The sequence below is a fragment of the Streptomyces sp. NPDC057474 genome (assembly GCF_042802555.1).
Taxonomy (GTDB): Bacteria; Actinomycetota; Actinomycetes; order Streptomycetales; family Streptomycetaceae; genus Streptomyces.
The window spans coordinates 18,936-35,535 of the sequence record NZ_JBHVDX010000030.1; the positions used below are offsets into that span (position 1 = coordinate 18,936).

15 protein-coding genes are annotated in these 16,600 nt (G+C 71.9%); 4 read left to right on the forward strand and 11 right to left on the reverse strand.

Annotated features, from left to right (window positions below):
* The first annotated feature begins 92 nt into the window (after nt 1-92).
* Nucleotides 93-707, forward strand: a complete 615-nt coding sequence (locus ACFU53_RS11645; protein ID WP_383989361.1) for a TetR-like C-terminal domain-containing protein — start codon at nt 93-95, stop codon at nt 705-707.
* A 182-nt stretch (nt 708-889) separates the two neighbouring features.
* Here the strand turns inward: ACFU53_RS11645 and ACFU53_RS11650 are convergent, their stop codons facing one another.
* Both ACFU53_RS11650 and ACFU53_RS11655 read right to left on the reverse strand, forming a co-directional pair.
* Nucleotides 890-1,957 carry a DUF2510 domain-containing protein gene (locus ACFU53_RS11650; RefSeq protein ID WP_383989364.1) on the reverse strand — a complete coding sequence of 356 codons (1,068 nt, stop codon included), beginning with the start codon at nt 1,955-1,957 and terminating at the stop codon, nt 890-892.
* A gap of 207 nt (nt 1,958-2,164) precedes the next feature.
* Entirely contained in the window at nt 2,165-2,518 is a 354-nt protein-coding gene (locus ACFU53_RS11655; RefSeq protein WP_383989367.1) for an anhydro-N-acetylmuramic acid kinase, read from the reverse strand.
* 339 nt (nt 2,519-2,857) lie between these two features.
* Between ACFU53_RS11655 and ACFU53_RS11660 the strand changes: the two genes are divergently transcribed.
* Nucleotides 2,858-5,530 (forward strand): ATP-binding protein, encoded by a 2,673-nt coding sequence (locus ACFU53_RS11660; protein ID WP_383989370.1) that lies wholly within the window; start codon nt 2,858-2,860, stop codon nt 5,528-5,530.
* Between the two features lies 1 nt (nt 5,531).
* Here ACFU53_RS11660 and pcaD read toward each other — a convergent pair whose 3' ends face one another.
* The 7 genes from pcaD to ACFU53_RS11695 form a co-directional block, all read right to left on the reverse strand.
* Nucleotides 5,532-6,659: a 3-oxoadipate enol-lactonase gene (gene pcaD / locus ACFU53_RS11665; protein ID WP_383989373.1), complete on the reverse strand. Its 1,128-nt coding sequence runs from the start codon at nt 6,657-6,659 to the stop codon at nt 5,532-5,534.
* Nucleotides 6,656-8,023 carry a 3-carboxy-cis,cis-muconate cycloisomerase gene (pcaB, locus tag ACFU53_RS11670; protein WP_383989376.1) on the reverse strand — a complete coding sequence of 456 codons (1,368 nt, stop codon included), beginning with the start codon at nt 8,021-8,023 and terminating at the stop codon, nt 6,656-6,658. Before pcaB ends, pcaD begins: the two co-directional genes overlap by 4 nt.
* A complete protein-coding gene (gene pcaG / locus ACFU53_RS11675; protein ID WP_383989379.1) occupies nt 8,020-8,625 on the reverse strand; it encodes a protocatechuate 3,4-dioxygenase subunit alpha in 606 nt (201 codons plus the stop codon). The genes pcaB and pcaG overlap by 4 nt, the downstream gene beginning before the upstream one ends.
* A gap of 6 nt (nt 8,626-8,631) precedes the next feature.
* A complete protein-coding gene (pcaH, locus tag ACFU53_RS11680) occupies nt 8,632-9,405 on the reverse strand; it encodes a protocatechuate 3,4-dioxygenase subunit beta (protein WP_383989382.1) in 774 nt (257 codons plus the stop codon).
* A gap of 139 nt (nt 9,406-9,544) precedes the next feature.
* A complete protein-coding gene (locus ACFU53_RS11685) occupies nt 9,545-10,747 on the reverse strand; it encodes a thiolase family protein (protein WP_383989463.1) in 1,203 nt (400 codons plus the stop codon).
* A gap of 32 nt (nt 10,748-10,779) precedes the next feature.
* Nucleotides 10,780-11,427 (reverse strand): CoA transferase subunit B, encoded by a 648-nt coding sequence (locus ACFU53_RS11690; RefSeq protein ID WP_383989385.1) that lies wholly within the window; start codon nt 11,425-11,427, stop codon nt 10,780-10,782.
* The gene (locus ACFU53_RS11695) at nt 11,427-12,209 is read right to left on the reverse strand and encodes a CoA transferase subunit A (protein ID WP_383989388.1); all 783 of its coding nucleotides are present in this window, start codon (nt 12,207-12,209) and stop codon (nt 11,427-11,429) included. Before ACFU53_RS11695 ends, ACFU53_RS11690 begins: the two co-directional genes overlap by 1 nt.
* A gap of 248 nt (nt 12,210-12,457) precedes the next feature.
* Here ACFU53_RS11695 and ACFU53_RS11700 point away from each other — a divergent pair, with 248 nt between their 5' ends.
* Nucleotides 12,458-12,913 carry a MarR family winged helix-turn-helix transcriptional regulator gene (locus tag ACFU53_RS11700; protein WP_383989391.1) on the forward strand — a complete coding sequence of 152 codons (456 nt, stop codon included), beginning with the start codon at nt 12,458-12,460 and terminating at the stop codon, nt 12,911-12,913.
* 58 nt (nt 12,914-12,971) lie between these two features.
* Here ACFU53_RS11700 and ACFU53_RS11705 read toward each other — a convergent pair whose 3' ends face one another.
* Nucleotides 12,972-13,979 carry a DUF3048 domain-containing protein gene (locus ACFU53_RS11705; RefSeq protein ID WP_383989394.1) on the reverse strand — a complete coding sequence of 336 codons (1,008 nt, stop codon included), beginning with the start codon at nt 13,977-13,979 and terminating at the stop codon, nt 12,972-12,974.
* Nucleotides 13,980-14,218: 239 nt separating this feature from the next.
* On the opposite strand from ACFU53_RS11705, the gene ACFU53_RS11710 reads away from it, so the two are divergent.
* Nucleotides 14,219-15,409: a zinc-dependent alcohol dehydrogenase gene (locus ACFU53_RS11710; RefSeq protein WP_383989397.1), complete on the forward strand. Its 1,191-nt coding sequence runs from the start codon at nt 14,219-14,221 to the stop codon at nt 15,407-15,409.
* A gap of 98 nt (nt 15,410-15,507) precedes the next feature.
* On the opposite strand, the gene ACFU53_RS11715 is transcribed toward ACFU53_RS11710, so the two are convergent.
* Nucleotides 15,508-16,584 (reverse strand): ATP-dependent DNA ligase, encoded by a 1,077-nt coding sequence (locus tag ACFU53_RS11715; protein ID WP_383989400.1) that lies wholly within the window; start codon nt 16,582-16,584, stop codon nt 15,508-15,510.
* Nucleotides 16,585-16,600 lie beyond the last annotated feature (16 nt).

Below are 16,600 nucleotides of genomic sequence, written 5' to 3' on the forward strand. Positions count from 1 at the left end.
TCGATACGGCACTGTACCGATACGGCGGCGTTCCGGTACAGTGGCGTTTCGACAGGCCTTTCGGCAGGGGACGACCGAAGGAGACAGGAGTCATGACGTCGCAGGCAGCGGAGGGGCCGGAGACGGCCGTCGCCTCGCGCCGCTCCAAACTCACGCCCGAGCGTGAGCAGGAGTTCTTCGACGCTGTGCTCGAACAGGTCCGTGAGTGTGGTTACGACTCGGTGACGATGGAGGGAGTCGCCGCGACCACGCGGTGCAGCAAGTCGACGCTCTACCGGCAGTGGAGGACGAAGCCGCAGTTCGTGGCGGCCGCGTTGCGCGCGCGCCGCAGTGCCCGTTTCGCGGGGATCGACACCGGAACCCTCGCCGGTGACCTGCGCGAGGTGGCCCGGCATGCCGGTGAGAACTACGCTCTGGAGGGTCGGCTGTTCCAGGCCCTCGGCCACGCCGTCCTGCAGGACGAGGAGTTGCAGGCGGCCCTGCGGGGCGCGCTGGTGGAGCCCGAGACCGAGGCGCTCAGGGCGATGATCGACCGCGGGGTGGCCCGGGGCGAGGTCCCCGCGGACCACCCGGCGCTGGAGTTCATCCCCGCGCAGATCTTCGGCGTACTGCGGGCCCGCCCGGTCCTGGAGGGCCGGGACGCGGACGAGACGTACATCATCAAGTTCATCGAGGCGGCCGTGCTGCCGACGCTCGGCCTCGCGTGAGACTCAGGCCGCCGTCCGTGGACTGAACCGGACGACGACCTGATCGCGCCGCACCGTGGGGACGGGGGCGGCGCGTACCCCCCGGCCGGGTGGGGTTCCTCGGGAGCGGAGTGGAATCCCACCCGGCCGGCTTTTTCGGGCCGGCCGGAAGCGTGAGCGCGGGTGTCCGGGAGCGCGAAGGATCACACGTCCTGACCGCTGCCGCCCCCGCTGATCGACGCCTTCTTGATGCCCTTGGTGATCTCGTCGATGACCGACTGCTTGGGCGCCTCGTCACTCACGTCGATGCCGAAGCGGACCACGACGAGCTGCGAGGAGTCGGCCGGGGAGGGGAAGGCGAGCGACTCGACATAGCCGTCGTCGCCCTTGCCGGTGACCACCTTCCAGCGGACGTAGTAGCCCTTCTCGCCGGCCACGGTCACCGCCTTGGAGGCCAGTTCCTCGTGGGAGGTGATCTTCCCGTAGCCCTCGGAGCCGTAGGCGTCCTCGGCGTTCTGGGCGATGTCCTCCTTGGCGGCCGCCTCGGCGGTGGTGGCCTTCAGTTTCAGCAGCTCGGCGGGCGACGAGTAGGCGCCGCCGCGCGTGCAGGTCTTCGTGGCGTCGGCCGGGCACTCGTACGACGCCTCCGTCGTCACCTGCGCACCGGCCTGCAGGGGTGAGCCGAGCCAGCCGTCGGGCACGGGGATGCTGATGCCGCTGGCCGTGTCGGTGGCGTACCCCTCCTCGGTCTGCGGCGGCTGCCCGGACCCGTCCGGCGCCGGGGTCTGGCCGCCGGAGCCGCCAGATCCACCGGAGTCGCCCTGGCCGCCGGAGTTGCCACCCGGGCCGCCGTCGGTACCGCCCTGGCCGTTCTGCCCGCCGGAGCCCTGGGACGTCGTACTGCCCTCGCTGTCGCCGTCGTTGCTGGTCAGGGCATACACACCCACTCCGATGCTGGCCAGGACCGCCGCCGCCACGGTGACGGCTATCCCGGTGCGCAGACCGCGCCGCTTCGGAGCCGCGGCCGGATAGCCGGGATACCCGGGGTGTCCGGGGTATCCGGGATGCCCGAGATGTCCGGGGTGGCCGCCGGCTCCCGGTGGGTACGGGCCGGCGCCCGGAGGGTAGTCCGGGGGGCCGAACCCCGCGGCCGAGCCCGCGGGCCGGATCTGGTCCGTCCACGCCTTGCCGTCCCACCAGCGCTCGGTGGCGGGCGCGTCACTTGTTTGCCCGGGGTCGGGGTACCAGCCGGGAGGAGTCACCTGCGTCATGGAGCAACCGTATGAGGCCGGAGTGAAAACCGGATGAGAGGGGCCGTTATTCGTCCGCTCACCGTCCGATCGCTCACCGCCCGGTCGCTCACCGCCCGGTCGCCCGGTGACCGGTCGCCCGGTGACCGACCGCGCGTGACCGACCGCCGCGCGCGCGAAGGACGACGAGCCGTTTCGACGACTCACCGGTGACGATGGTCCCCGGGCTCATTGGACGACCGACCGCCCCCGGTGGCTGACCGGATGGGCAACCGCCCCAGGGCTCACCCGATGACCAGCCGCACCGGCGAACGCGTGGCGCGCGACCGCCCCGGCGTCAACCCGCCCCCGGGCTCGGGCGGTTCGGCCCAGCCGCGGCAAGCCTCGGTGCCCCGGTGTGATCGACCCCAGCACGCTCGGGCGCCGGGCGCCCGTGCTCAACGCGTCGGTGCCCGGCAGCCCGTGAACGGTCAGGAAGCCCAACACGGCGAAGGCGTACGCCTCCTTCGCGTCCGCCGGGAGCCCCAACCCGTCCGCCACACGCAGCGGCACGTCCCCGAGCTCCGCGCCCAGCATCCGCATCACTCGATGAAGTCGCCCACCGCCCCTGCGAACAGGGCCCTGCGGGACGGCTCGGGCCGGACGGAGCGCGGGTGTCGGCCGGGTCCGGGTGCGGTCATGCCGTCTTCTGAAGGGGTGGGGCCCGCCGACCCCTTAGAACCGGAAAACCAGCCCCGGATCACGGGCAGTTGACTGTCAATCACTTTCAACGCGGCAGGTGGGTGGCCGGATGCGTCGCCCCGGAGCCATCCGATGTCACCCGACACGGCAATAGGTGCCCGGACCAGCCTGCACTTCGGCAGCCAGGGGGCTACGCTCAATCACCTGTACGTCGTTTGGGCGACCTGGGGAGGTAGCGGGATGACGGAGGCGCGGCCCGATGCGGCCGCCTCGGCTTCCCTGTGGGAGCGCGACGCGGAGATCGACGCCATCACACAGGCGATCGACGAACTCCGCGTCGACAAGGCATCTCCGGGCAGTGTCCTGGTGTTCACCGGCGAGGCGGGCATCGGCAAGACCGCCCTCCTCGCCGAGGCCCGCCGGATCGCCGAGGACCGCGGCTGCACGGCTTGGTACGCCCGCGGCGGCGAGACCGTCGCGTCCGTCCCCTTCAACGTCGTACGGCAGTTGCTGCGGCCCGCGCTCATGGGGCTGATGGAAGGGGAGACGCGCGAGTACCTGGGCGACTGGTACGACATCGCCGGCCCGGCCCTGGGGCTCGCGGAGCCGGGCGAGCGCCCGGCCGACCCGCAGGCCGTGTGCGACGGGCTGGTCGCCGCCGTGAACCGGCTCTCCCGGCGGACCTGGCCACTCGTGCTGCTCATCGACGACGCCCACTGGGCCGACCAGGAGACCCTGCACTGGCTGTCCGCCGTCGCCGAGCGCCTGACGGAGATGTGCGTCCTCGTCGTGGTGGCCCGCCGCCCCGGTGAGGTCACCGGCGAGGGCACCCGCCACCTCGCCCAGATCGCCTCCAAGGCCCGCCCGCTCGCCACGCTCAGGTCCCTCACGCCCGAGGCCACCGCCGGGCTCACCCGCGCCACGGTCGGCGAGCACGCCGATGCCCCGTTCTGCCGCGAGGTGTGGGCGGTGACCGGCGGAAACCCGTACGAGACCGTCGAACTCCTCGCCAAGGTGCAGGACAGCGAGCTGGAACCGGCCGAGGGCTCCGCCGCCGAACTGCGCGCCCTGAACCGAACGGCACGCGGCCGAGGCCTCGTCGCCCGTCTGGAGACGCTCGGCGTCGACGCCACCCGCTTCGCCTGGGCGGCGGCCATCCTGCACACCGGCATCTCCGTGGAGATCGTGGCCCGGCTCGCCTCCCTGAGCCGGGAGACGGCGGCGGAGTGCGCCGACCTGCTGACCGCGGCCCGCATCCTCACCGAACCCAGTCCGGTCAACCGCAGGGCGGAGAACGGCGATCTGGAGTTCGTGCACCCGCTGATCGCCACGGCGGTCTACAAGTCGATCCCGCCGGGCATCCGCACCGCGTTCCACGGCGTGGCCGCGACGGTCGTCAGCGAGTCCGGGCGGGGCGCCGCGGCCGCCTCACGCCACCTCGTGGAAGTGCACGCCGACGGCGACCCCGAACTGGTCGAGCAGTTGCGGGCCGCCGCGCGCGAGCACCTCGCCGTCGGCGCACCGGACGCAGCCCGCCGCTGTCTGGAGCGCGCCCTGAAGGAGCCGCCGCAGCAGGACATCCGCGTCCGCGTGCTCTACGAGCTGGGCTGCGCCACTCTTCTGACCTCGCCCGCCACCACCGTCGAGTACCTCCGCTCGGCGCTCGCCGAGCCGGGCCTGGACAGCGCCGAGCGCGTGGACGCGGTCTTCCGTCTCTCCCAGGCGCTGCTCCACAACGACCAGTTGGAGGAGGCCGTCCGCACGGTCGACGCGGAGGCCGCCCGGCTGGAACCGGGCCCGGCCCGGATGCGGCTCCAGGCCGCGCACTACATGTGGGAGGTCATCCACGCCGACGTGGAGCTCTCGCCGACCCACTGCCAGGAGCTGTCCGCCCTCGCCGCGGCCTGCACGGGGAAGGACAACTCCGAGCGCGCGCTGCTCATCCTGCGCGGCTTCGACGCGGTGGTGCGGGGCGAGAACGCCGAGGAGGTCGTCGAGTTCTGCGACCGCGCCCTCGTCAACGGCCGGCTGGCGCCGGGCCTCGGCTGGACCGACAGCGAGTGGGGCATCGAACTGCTGCTGATGCTGGCCATCGCGTACGCCTACGCGGACCGGCTCGACCGGGCGGAGAGCCTCTACACGGAGGCCCTGCGCACCTACGAGACCGCCGGGTGGAGCGGCGGCCATCTCGCTCTGGCCCACGCCTACGTCGGGCACGGACACCGCAGGCGGGGTCGCCTCAAGGACGCGGAGGAATCCCTGCGCAAGTCGCTGGCCTTCGCCGAGCGGGTCGGCCGCGGGCTGCCCCTGCACTGGTCGTCGATCTGCAACCTCGTCGACACGCTGCTCGCCCGCGGCCATGTCCAGGAGGCCTGGGAGGTCGCCGAGGAACACGGCTTCGCTCCTCCGTACCCGTCCACCATCGTGCTGCCCGACCCCCGTTCGGTACGGGGCCGGCTGCTGCTCGCCGTCGGCCGCACCGAGGACGGCATCAACGAGCTGGAGGCCGCGGAGAAGGCGGCAGCCGCCCGGGGGCGCCACAACACGGTCATCGCTCCCTGGGGTGGAGACCTCGCCCGTGCCCTCGCCACCGAGGACCCGCGTCGCGCCGCCGAACTCGCGGTGATCGTCCGCAGCCGTGCCGAACGCCTCGGCACGGACACGGCCATCGGTGAGGCCCTCCGTGTCGAGGCCTACCTCGCCACCGGAAAACAGGCCGTCTCCCTCTACTCCCAGGCGGTCACCTACCTGGCGGCCTCGCCCTCCGCCTACGAGCACGCCGCGGCCCGCGTCGACCACGGCATCGCCAGCCGCTCGGCCGCAGAAGTCAACCGGGGCCTGACCCTGGCCGAGTCCTGTGGCGCGGACGGCCTGGTCAGGAAGGCGAAGGAGGCACTGGCCCGGCTCTTGTAGCTCAGGCCTGCCCCGCGTCCTCCTCCGCCAGTACCCGTTGGGCCGCCGCGAACGCCGAGTTCGCTGCCGGGACCCCGCAGTACACGGCGGTCTGGAGGAGTACGGCGCCGATCTCCTCCGGGGTGAGGCCGTTGCGGCGGGCCGCTCGGACGTGCATGGCCAGTTCGTCGTAGTGCCCGTGGGCCACCAGCGCGGTCAGTGTGATCATGCTGCGTTCGCGGCGGGACAGCGTCGGGTCGGTCCAGATCTCGCCCCAGGCGTAGCGGGAGATGAAGTCCTGGAAACGGGCCGTGAAGGGCGCCTGCCGGGACTGCGCCAGGTCCACGTGCGCGTCGCCGAGGACCTGGCGGCGCACCTCCATACCGCGCTTCGCGTATCCGTCGAAGTGCCCGCGCAGCACGGCCAGTACGGCCTCCGGGCGCTCGGCGGGGGCGAGATGGGACGCGCCGGGGATCTCCGCGAGCGACGACCCGGGCACCGCGTCCGCGATCTCCCGCAGATGTGCGGGCGGCGTCGCCGGGTCCTGTCGGCCGGCGACCAGGAGTGTGGGCGCGGAGATCTTGGACAGGTCCTCGCGGATGTCGAACGCGGCGAGCGCGTCGCAGCAGGCGGCGTACGCCCCCGGGTCGGCGTCGCGGTGGTCGTCGACCAGCTCCGGCACGGTGAAACCGGGCGTGAACCAACGGGAGTCGGCGCTCTCGGCGAGCCCGGCCAGCCCCTCCCGGCGCACCAGCTCCGCCCGCTCCCGCCACGGCTTGGCGCCGTTGAAGTGGGCCGAGGAGCAGATCACGGCGAGGGACGAGACCCGCTCCGGGTGGTGCGCCGCCAGCCGCAGACCGACCGCGCCGCCCAGGGACACACCCGCGTACGCGAACCGTTCGATGCCCAGCGCGTCCGCCAGAGCCAGCACCAGTTCGGCCAGATCGCCGACCGTCGCACCGGGGGCGATCAGGTCTGCGGGGGAGTCACCGTGCCCCGGCAGGTCCCAGCGGATCACCCGGTGCGTGATCGACAGCTCGGGCGCCACCCTGTCCCACAGCTTGGTGGAGGTGCCGAGGGAGGGGCCGAGCAGCAGCGGGGGAGCGGAAGTCGGGCCCTCCGCACGGTGGTTGAGCAGCTTGTCGGTCAACGTCGCTCCAGGGCACGGTCGGTGAGGGTTCCGGCGGAGCCGGTGTAGTGGGCGGGGTCCGTGAGGTCCGCGAGGTCGAGGTCCTTCAACTGCGGTTCCTCGGCGAGTAGTTCGCCCAGCGGCCGACCCTCGGCGTAGACACGCTTGGCTGCCCGGGTGAGCAACTCCTTGGCACGGGCCCGGCCGAGCACCGGGGCCAGCTCGGCTGCCAGCCGCTCGGAGACGATCAACCCGTGGGTGAGGTCCAGGTGTCGGCGCATCACGTCGGTGTTCACCCGGAGGCCCCGCGTGAGTTCCACCGCGTCCCGGGCGGCGCCGCCGACCAGCCGGAGCAGATCGCGCAACGGCTCCCACTCGGCGTGCCAGGCCCCGGCCGGCCGCTCGTCCTCGGCAGCCAGCGCGCCGTACAGCGTCGCCGCCAGCTGGGGTGCCCGACGGGCCGCCGCCGCGATCAGCGTCGACCGTACGGGGTTCGCCTTGTGCGGCATCGCCGACGAACCGCCCCCGCTGCCCTCGGCGAGCTCCGCGATCTCCGTACGGGCCAGGGTGAGTACGTCCACCGCGATCTTCCCCAGGGCACCCGCGGCGAAGGCCAGCGCCCCGGCTAGGTCCGCGATCGGGGCACGCAGCGTGTGCCAGGGCAACTCGGGTGCATGCAGGTCGAGTTCACGGGCGTAGGCGGCGACGAGGGCGTGCGTGTCGACCGGGGCCGGGGAGGGCGCCGAGGCGTGGGAGCCGGCCGCCCGGAAGACCGTGAAGGCCGCCAACGTGCCTGCCGCGCCCCCGAGTTGAGCGGGCAGACCCGCCCGTACGACCGCGAGCCGGTCCCTGGCGTCCAGGATCAGCGAGCGCCAGCCCGCCGCCTTCAGCCCGAAGGTCGTCGGCACGGCGTGCTGGGTGAGTGTGCGGCCCGGCATCGCGGTGTCCCGGTGCGCGGCGGCGATCGCGGCCAGCGCGGACTCCGTACGGCCGAGGTCGGCCAGGACCAGGTCGAGGGTGCGCGCGGCGACCAGCATCGTCGCCGTGTCCACGATGTCCTGGCTGGTCGCGCCCCGGTGGACGTATGGGCCGAATTCGGTGCCGACCGCCTTCGTGAGGTCCGCGACCAGCGGGATCACCGGGTTCCCGCCGCCACGGGCGCGCTCCGCGAGAGACCGTCCGTCGAAGGCGGCGGCATCCGCCGCCGAGGTCACGGCAGGTCCGGCCGCGGCGGGGACCAGCCCCAGCGCGGCCTGCGCCCGGGTCAGTGCGGCCTCGGCGTCGAGGAGCGCCTGCAGGTAGGCGGTGTCACTGGTCGAGGCCGCGGCCGGGGAACCGGTCCACCCGGGGGCGAGCAGACCGGTGTCGGCGTCAGCAGAAGTCACTGGAACTCCAGGAAGACCGTCTCGCCTTCGCCCTGAAGGCGGATGTCGAAACGGTAGGTGCCGTTGCCCTGGTCCTCGGCGATCAGCGTGCCCCGGCGCGCCTCGTCCACCCGGGAGAGCAGCGGGTCGGCGGCCAGCGCGGCCTCGTCGCCCGGCAGGTAGATCCGGGTGAACAGGTGGACGAGCAGGCCTCGCGCGAAGACGCACGCGCTGATGTACGGCGCGTTCCGCCCGCGCGCGCCGGGCCGCAGCGTACGCGCGGTCCAGTGTCCGTTGGCGTCGGTCTGGATGCGGCCCCAGCCGGTGAACTCCACGCCGTTGCGGCCGAGGAAGCCGCCGCTCGCCGGGTCGCGCCGCATGGAGCCGTCGACCAGCGAGAGATTGCCGTCCGGGTCCGGGCCCCACAGCTCCACGAAGGCGTCCGGCAGCGGGTTGCCCTCGCCGTCGAGGATGTAGCCCTGCAGGGAGATGGTGTCGGGGTGGCCCACAGGGGCGATGTCGCCGCCGCCGGGGAAGGGCAGGGCGTGGCCGTAGAAGGGGCCGACCGTGTGCGACGGGGTCGGGAGCACTGTCTCCGGGCGGCTTGTGTCGATCTTCGTCATGGCAGGTCAGCGTCCTTCTTCGATCCAGGTGGCCTGCGGGCCGTCGAGCACGATGTCCCAGACGTAGCCCATCGAGAACTCCGGCACGGACAGACTGTGGTCGTATGTCGCGACCAGCCGCTGCCGGGCCGCGTCGTCCGTCACCGACTGGATGATCGGGTCGTACGGGAACAGCGGGTCGCTCGGGAAGTACATCTGCGTCACGAGCCGCTGGGTGAACGCCGTGCCGAACATCGAGAAGTGGATGTGCGCCGGCCGCCAGGCGTTGAGGTGGTTGCGCCACGGGTAGGGGCCCGGCTGGATGGTCGTGAAGTCGTACCGGCCCTCGTCGTCGGTCAGGGTGCGGCCCACGCCCGTGAAGTTCGGGTCCAGCGGCGCGTCGTGCTGCTCGCGCTGGTGGGCGTAGCGGCCGGCCGAGTTGGACTGCCAGATCTCGACCAGCTGGCCGCGCAGCGGGCGCCCATCGCGGTCGAGGAGCCGGCCGGAGACGGTGATGCGCTCACCGATCGGCTCGCCGTTGTGCTGTCGGGTCAGGTCGTTGTCGATCTCGGTGATGTCCCGCTCGCCGAAGGCGGGGGAGGACAGCTCCACCAGCTCCGGGTCCTTGGTGACGTCGATGCCGATGGGCGGCTGTTTCGGGTGCCGCAGCACCGAGGACCGGTACGGGGCGTAGTCGCGGCGCGGCTGATGCTCGACCGGCGCACCGTCGGCGACCCGCTTCTCGTACGCGGCGTGCTCGGCCGCGATCTCCTGGTCGATGTCCGTTTGGGTGAGAGTCATGGGGGTTCCTGAAGTTTTTGTCGGTCTCGTCGAAGTCGGGGCTCGGATGGCGCCCTACAGGGGCGCGGGACTGTATCGATATGCGGCTCCGCCGCGCGGGCGCGACCAGCCACAGACGGCCCGGAGTCGCCGTCAGTGCTCAGCGTTCCAGGACAAGGGCGAGCCCTTGCCCCACCCCGATGCACAGCGTGGCGACGCCGACGCCGCTGCCCTTGCGGGCCAGCTGGTGGGCGACGGTGCCGGCGAGCCGGGCACCCGAGGCACCGAGCGGATGGCCGAGGGCAATGGCACCGCCCTGCGGGTTGAGGATCGCCGGATCGAACTCGGGCCACTCGGCGACACAGCCGAGCACCTGCGCGGCGAACGCCTCGTTCAGCTCCAGGACGTCCAGGTCGCCGAATCCCTTGCCCGCCTTGGCGAGCGCGCGGTTGACTGCCGCGACCGGCGCGAGTCCGAAGTACTGCGGGTCGATCGCCGAGACGCCCGACGCCGACACCCGCGCGAGCGGCTCGCGCCCGGTGGCCGCCAGGCCCTCCTCGTCCACCAGCAGCAGGGCGGCGGCCCCGTCGTTGAGCGGCGAGGCGTTGCCGGCGGTGACCGTCCCCTCGGAGGGGCGGAACGACGGCTTCAGCTTGGCCATGGCGGTGAGGGACGCGTCGGGGCGTACGCACTCGTCGGCGCCGAAGACGACCAGGTCGCCCTTGCGCTGCGGGAGGAGGACGGGAGCGATCTCACCGTCGAAGGCCCCGGCGGCCTGCGCCTCGGCGGCCTTCCGGTGGGAGGCGAGCGCGAACTCGTCCTGCTGCTCCCGGCCGATCTTGTGCTTGTCGGCGATGAGCTCGGCCGACTCGCCCAGCGGGATGGTCCACTGCGGATCCATCCTCGGGTTGACCATGCGCCAGCCCAGCGTGGTCGAGTACAGCTCGGTGTGCCCGGCGGGGAACGGCCGGTCGCTCTTGGGCAGTACGTACGGGGCGCGGGTCATGGACTCGACACCGCCGGCGACGGCGATCGAGGCGTCGCCGAGCGCGATGGCGCGGGCCGCCTGGATCACGGCTTCGAGACCGGAGGCGCACAGCCGGTTGACGGTCACGCCCGGGACGGAGGTGGGCAGTCCGGCCAGCAGCGCGGCCATGCGGCCGACGTTGCGGTTCTCCTCGCCGGCGCCGTTGGCGTTGCCGAAGTACACGTCCTCGATCCGCGCCGGGTCCAGGCCCGGCGTACGGGCGAGCAGCTCACGGATGGCGTGCGCGGCCAGGTCGTCGGGGCGCAGGCCCGCCAGAGCGCCGTTGTAGCGGCCGATCGGGGTACGGACCGCGTCGACGATGTAGACGTCCCTCAAACCGTTGCTCAAACCTTTGCTCGGACCGTTGCTCATGACTGGATCTCCTCGGGGACGCGCACCTTGGCGGCGGTCTTGGCGACGATCTCCTCGACGGTGATGCCGGGCGCGGTCTCCACCAGCACCAGGCCCTCGTCGGTCACGTCGAGCACGCCCAGATCGGTGATGATCCGGTTCACGCACGCCTTGCCGGTCAGCGGCAGCGCGCACTCCTGAAGGATCTTCGCCGAGCCGTCCTTGGCGGTGTGGGTCATGACCACGATCACCGTACGCGCGCCGTGGACCAGGTCCATCGCACCGCCGATCCCGGTGATCATCTTGCCGGGGATGGCCCAGTTGGCGAGGTCGCCGCCGGCGGAGACCTGCATGGCGCCGAGGACGGCCACGTCGATGTGGCCGCCGCGGATCATCGAGAAGGACAGCGCCGAGTCGAAGTACGACGCCCCGGGCAGGACCGTCACGGTCTCCTTGCCCGCGTTGATCAGATCGGGGTCGACCTGGTCCTCGGTCGGGTACGGGCCGGTGCCCAGGATCCCGTTCTCCGACTCCAGGATCACCTCGACGTCGTCCGGGAGGTAGTTCGGGATCAGCGTCGGCAGGCCGATGCCGAGGTTGACGTACTGGCCGTCCTCGAGTTCACGCGCGGCTCGGGCGGCCATCTGCTCGCGGGTCCAGGCCATCACTCGCTCACCGTCTCTCGTGCCGCAGGCGCGGAGACCGTGCGCTGCTCGATCTTCTTGTCGGCCGCCTGCTCGGGGGTGAGGGCGATGACCCGCTGCACGAAGATGCCGGGCAGATGCACCGCGTCCGGGTCTATCTCGCCGGGCTCGACCAGCTCCTCGACCTCGGCGATCGTCACCTTGCCGGCCATCGCGGAGAGGGGGTTGAAGTTGCGGGAGGACTTGTTGAAGACCAGGTTGCCGTGCCGGTCACCCTTGGCCGCCCGGACGAGCGCGTAGTCGGTCCGGATGCCGCGCTCCAGCACGTACTCGGCGCCGTCGAACTCGCGGACCTCCTTCGGCGGCGAGGCCAGCGAGACGCCGCCGTTGCCGTCGTAGCGCCAGGGCAGCCCGCCCTCCGCGACCTGGGTGCCCACGCCGGCGGGGGTGAAGAACGCCGGGATGCCCGCGCCGCCCGCGCGCAGCCGCTCGGCGAGCGTGCCCTGCGGGATCATCTCGACCTCCAGCTCACCGGCGAGGTACTGTCGCGCGAACTCCTTGTTCGCCCCGATGTACGAACCGGTCACCCGGGCGATCCGGCCCGCCGCGAGGAGGACCGCGAGGCCCGACTCCATGGCCCCGCAGTTGTTCGACACCACTCCGAGACCCGAGACCCCGCGCTCGTACAGCGCCTGGATCAGCACGTTCGGCACACCGCTCAGCCCGAACCCGCCGACGGCGAGTGTCGCGCCGTCCGGTACATCGGCCACTGCCTCCAGGGCTGTGGCGACCACCTTGTCCATCCGTGAGGCCCCATCTCGTCCGAGCACCCGGTGACCAGTTAATCAGGGCACTGAGCATTTCAGTGAAGTTTCCTTCACGCTGCCACTCGTCGGCCCCCTCGTCAAGGCCCACGAGCAGGGTGAGGTCACCTGGGTGCGCGGTTATGGACACGCTCCGCCGGGTGGCGGATATTGTTCAGTGCACGGACGAATCGCCGTCGGTTTCTGACGGCTGACGGTGTCCGACCCATCCGAGTCGAGGAGTGAACATGGCCGCGGTGGACCTCTCCACCCACCCCGGGCACCTGGCCCGACGGCTGCAGCAGGCCCACTATCTGCTGTGGAACGTGCTGGTCTCCGAGGAGATCACCTCGCCGCAGTTCGCGGTCCTCAACACGCTCGTCGCCGAGCCGGGGCTCGACCAGCGCACGGTGGGGGAGCGGGTGGGGCTCGACCGGTCGACGATGTCCGAGGTCATCAGCCGGCTCGGGCGCCGGGGGCTCCTCGACAAGGTGCGCGATCCGCAGGACGGGCGACGGTTTCTGCTGCGGCTCACGGAGGAGGGGGTGCGGACGCATCGCAAGCTCACGGTGCGGACGGCTCGGATGAACCAGGTGTTCCTGGCGCCGTTGTCGGCGGAGGAGCAGGGGGTGTTCTTCGAGTTGATACGACGGGTCGCCGACGCGGCGGAGGAACTGCGCAGCCCGGTGGAGGTGCTCCGCTAGGCAAGCCGTCGTTCGGCTGCGGGTCGGTCGTGGCTGGTCGCGCAGTTCCCCGCGCACCTTACCGGGCGCCGGCGTACACCACCCATACCTGGCCCTCCGCGAAGTTCATCGGCTTGCCGTCCGTCGTCGTGAAAGCCGTGCCGTCCGTCGGGGTCTTTCGCTCCCAGTCGGCGTCGAAGACCTTGCCGTCGCGCAGTACCTCCGCGCGGCCCGAGCCCACCGTCTCCGTGTACGGGGTGTTGTTGCCCAGGTAGTCGTGGAACCGGGACTCGCGGATCGTCACGTACTGGACGACCACCGTGGCCGGGGCGACCCGGATGTCGTCGGTGGTGATGGCCGGGGTGCCGTCCATGGAGACCTCCCAGCGGCGGCTGTCGTCGGACCAGGTGAAGGTGAAGCGGGCCGCCGGGTAACGGACGGTGCGGGAGTCCTCGGGGGTGCCGTCGGCGGGGGCGGGGCCGTAGCGGAAGCCCGTGGTCAACGCGTCGGCGCCGGGTGGGGAGTCGATCAGTTTCCCGGGGCGCAGGTACAGGTTGTGCGGGACGGGGTTCTCGTCGCCGCGGAAGTACGCGCCGTCGGCGTCCTCGGGGGTCTCCGCATGCAGGGGTGCCCTGTCTATCAGCGGAAGGAGCTTGCCCTGCGCGCCCGAGAAGGCCAGTGTCGGCTCGGCGAACTGGCGCAGTAGCTCCAGGTCGGATTCGCGGGCGCTGCGCACCGGGCCGACCGTCTTGGGGAACGTCGTCGCGTACACGGCCATCAGCCGGCTGAGGCCGCCCTCGACCTGCTCGGCGTAGACGATGTCCGCGGCGTCGAGGCCGGTCTGGGGGCGGGCGGCGGAGACGTTGTCGATCTTCACGGCGAGTACGGAACCGACGGGCGGCGCGCTGACCTGGTCGTCCCGGCGGCTGTCGCCGCGCCCGCGTTCGTCGTCGCCGCCCGGGCCGGTCACGGTGCAGCCCGCCAGAAGAGCGGCCGCGGTCAGGGTGGCGAGCAGCGCCGCCGTCGTCCCTCGGCGCCGCGTCCGCCGCGTCCCGAGTCCCCTGCGCACCCCGGTCATCCCGTCCATGATGCCTTCGATTGTGCGCTTATAAGTCCATAGATGGCCATACCCGCTTGTTTCTGATCGCGCGCGTTCTGCTGGACCGATCGGGGCGGCGGCCGGTCCGGGACCCCGGTCATCCGGCCGGTCCGGGACCCCGGTCATCCGGGTGGTTCGGGCCCGGTCATCCGGGTGGTTCGGGGGTGGGGTGCCGGGTACTCGTGCGGCACCTGCTGGCCGAGGCGAGCGAACGGAGTGTGGGCGCGATGAAGGCAGTGACGTGGCAGGGCAAGCGGGACGTACGCGTGGAGACCGTGCCCGATCCGGTGATCCAGGAGCCGACGGACGCGGTCATCCGGATCACCTCCACCGGGCTGTGCGGCTCCGACCTGCACCTGTACGAGGTGCTCACCCCCTTCATGACGCCGGGCGACATCCTCGGCCACGAACCCATGGGCATCGTCGAGGAGGTCGGCGCCGGAGTGCCGGACCTGGCGGCCGGGGACCGGGTCGTCGTGCCGTTCCAGATCGCCTGCGGCACCTGCTGGATGTGTCTCACCGGGCTCCCCACCCAGTGCGAGACCACCCAGTGCACCGGCGAGGGCATGGGCGCGGCCCTCTTCGGCTACACCCGGCTGTACGGAGCGGTACCCGGCGCCCAGGCCGAGTATCTGCGCGTCCCGCAGGCACAGTTCGGGCCGATCAAGGTGCCGGAAGGACCGCCCGACGACCGGTTCCTCTACCTCTCCGACGTACTCCCCACCGCCTGGCAGGCCGTCGAGTACGCGCACATCCCGCCCGGCGGCAGCGTCGCCGTGCTCGGCCTCGGCCCCATCGGGGACATGGCCTGCCGGGTCGCCCAGCAGCACGGCGCCGAGCAGGTGTTCGGGATCGACCTGGTGCCCGAGCGCTTGCGCCGGGCGCGCGAACGGGGCGTCGAGACATTCGACCTCAGGGACTTCGACAGCGAGAAGGACCTGGTCGGCGCGGTCCAGGACCGGACCGCCGGACGCGGCCCCGACTCGGTGATCGACGCCGTCGGCACCGAGGCCCACGGCAGCGCGGTCGCCCGGCTCGTCCAGAACGCGGCCGGACATCTGCCCCGAGCGGTCGGCGCGCGATTCGCCGAGCACCTCAGCGTGGACCGGCTGGCCGCCCTCTACACGGCCATCGACCTCGTACGACGCGGCGGCACCATCTCCCTCTCCGGCGTCTACGGCGGCAAGGTCGACCCGCTGCCTCTGCTCACCATGTTCGACAAGCAGATCCGGCTGCGCATGGGCCAGGCCAACGTCCGCACCTGGAGCGACGACATCCTGCCCCTCCTCACGGACGACGACCCCCTGGGTGTCGACGATTTCGCCACCCACCGGGTGCCGCTCACCGAGGCCCCGCACGCGTACGAGATGTTCCAGCGCAAGGAGGACGGGGCGGTCAAGGTGCTGCTGGAGCCCTGAGCGTCACCGGCCGGCCTGTGACCGCGCGGCCCGTCCCCGTCCGGCTCGTGACCGCGCGGTCCGTCCGTCCCCGTCCGGCCCGCCGCAGGCCCGGTCCGTCACCGGCCGGTGCCGGGTCCGAGGATCTCCGCCAGGTCGTAGTTCACCGGCTCCTCCAGCTGCGCGTAGGTGCAGCTGTCGGCCGTGCGGTCCGGGCGCCAGCGGCGGAAGCGGGCCGTGTGGCGGAAGCGGACGCCGTTCTCCATGTGGTCGTACGCGACCTCGGCGACCTGCTCGGGCCGCAACGGCACCCAGGAGAAGTCCTTCTTCGTCGACCACCGGCTCGGCGCGCCCGGCAGCCGTGCCGTCTCATGTGCCGCCTCGTCGGACCAGGCCGCCCAGGGATGCTCCCCGACGTCCTCCAACCGCAGCGGCTCCAGCTCCTCCACCAGCTCCGCGCGCCGCTTCATCGGAAAGGCCGCGCACACGCCGATGTGTTGGAGGGTGCCCCCGTCGTCATAGAGGCCCAACAGCAGAGAGCCGACCACCGGCCCGCTCTTGTGCAAGCGGTACCCGGCGACCACCACGTCCGCCGTCCGTTCGTGCTTGATCTTGAACATGGCCCGCTCGTCCTGCCGGTAGAGCAGATTGAGCGGTTTGGCGATCACGCCGTCCAGCCCCGCCCCCTCGTACTGCTCGAACCACCGCTCGGCCACATCGCGATCCGTGGTCGCCGGGGCGACATGGACCGGGGCCGTGACCTCCGACAGGGCCAGCTCCAGGAGCACGCGCCGATCGGTGAGCGGGACATCGAGCAGCGATTCGTCGTTCAGGGCGAGCATGTCGAAGGCGACGAAGGAGGCCGGGGTCGTCTCCGCCAGCATTCGGACGCGGGAGTCGGCGGGGTGGATACGCTCGGTCAGGGCGTCGAAGTCCAGGCGCCCGTCCCGGACGATCACCACCTCCCCGTCCATCACACAGCGCTCCGGCAACCGCTCCCGCAACGCTTCCGCCAGCTCGGGAAAGTACCTGGTCAGCGTCTTGCCGGTACGGCTGCCGATCTCGACCTCCGGCCCGTCGCGGAACACGATCGCCCGGAACCCGTCCCACTTCGCCTCGTAGTGCATGTCCGGCGGGATCTTCGCCACGGACTTGGCGAGCATCGGTTTCACGGGCGGCATCACCGGCAGATCCATGCCTTCGATTCTGCGA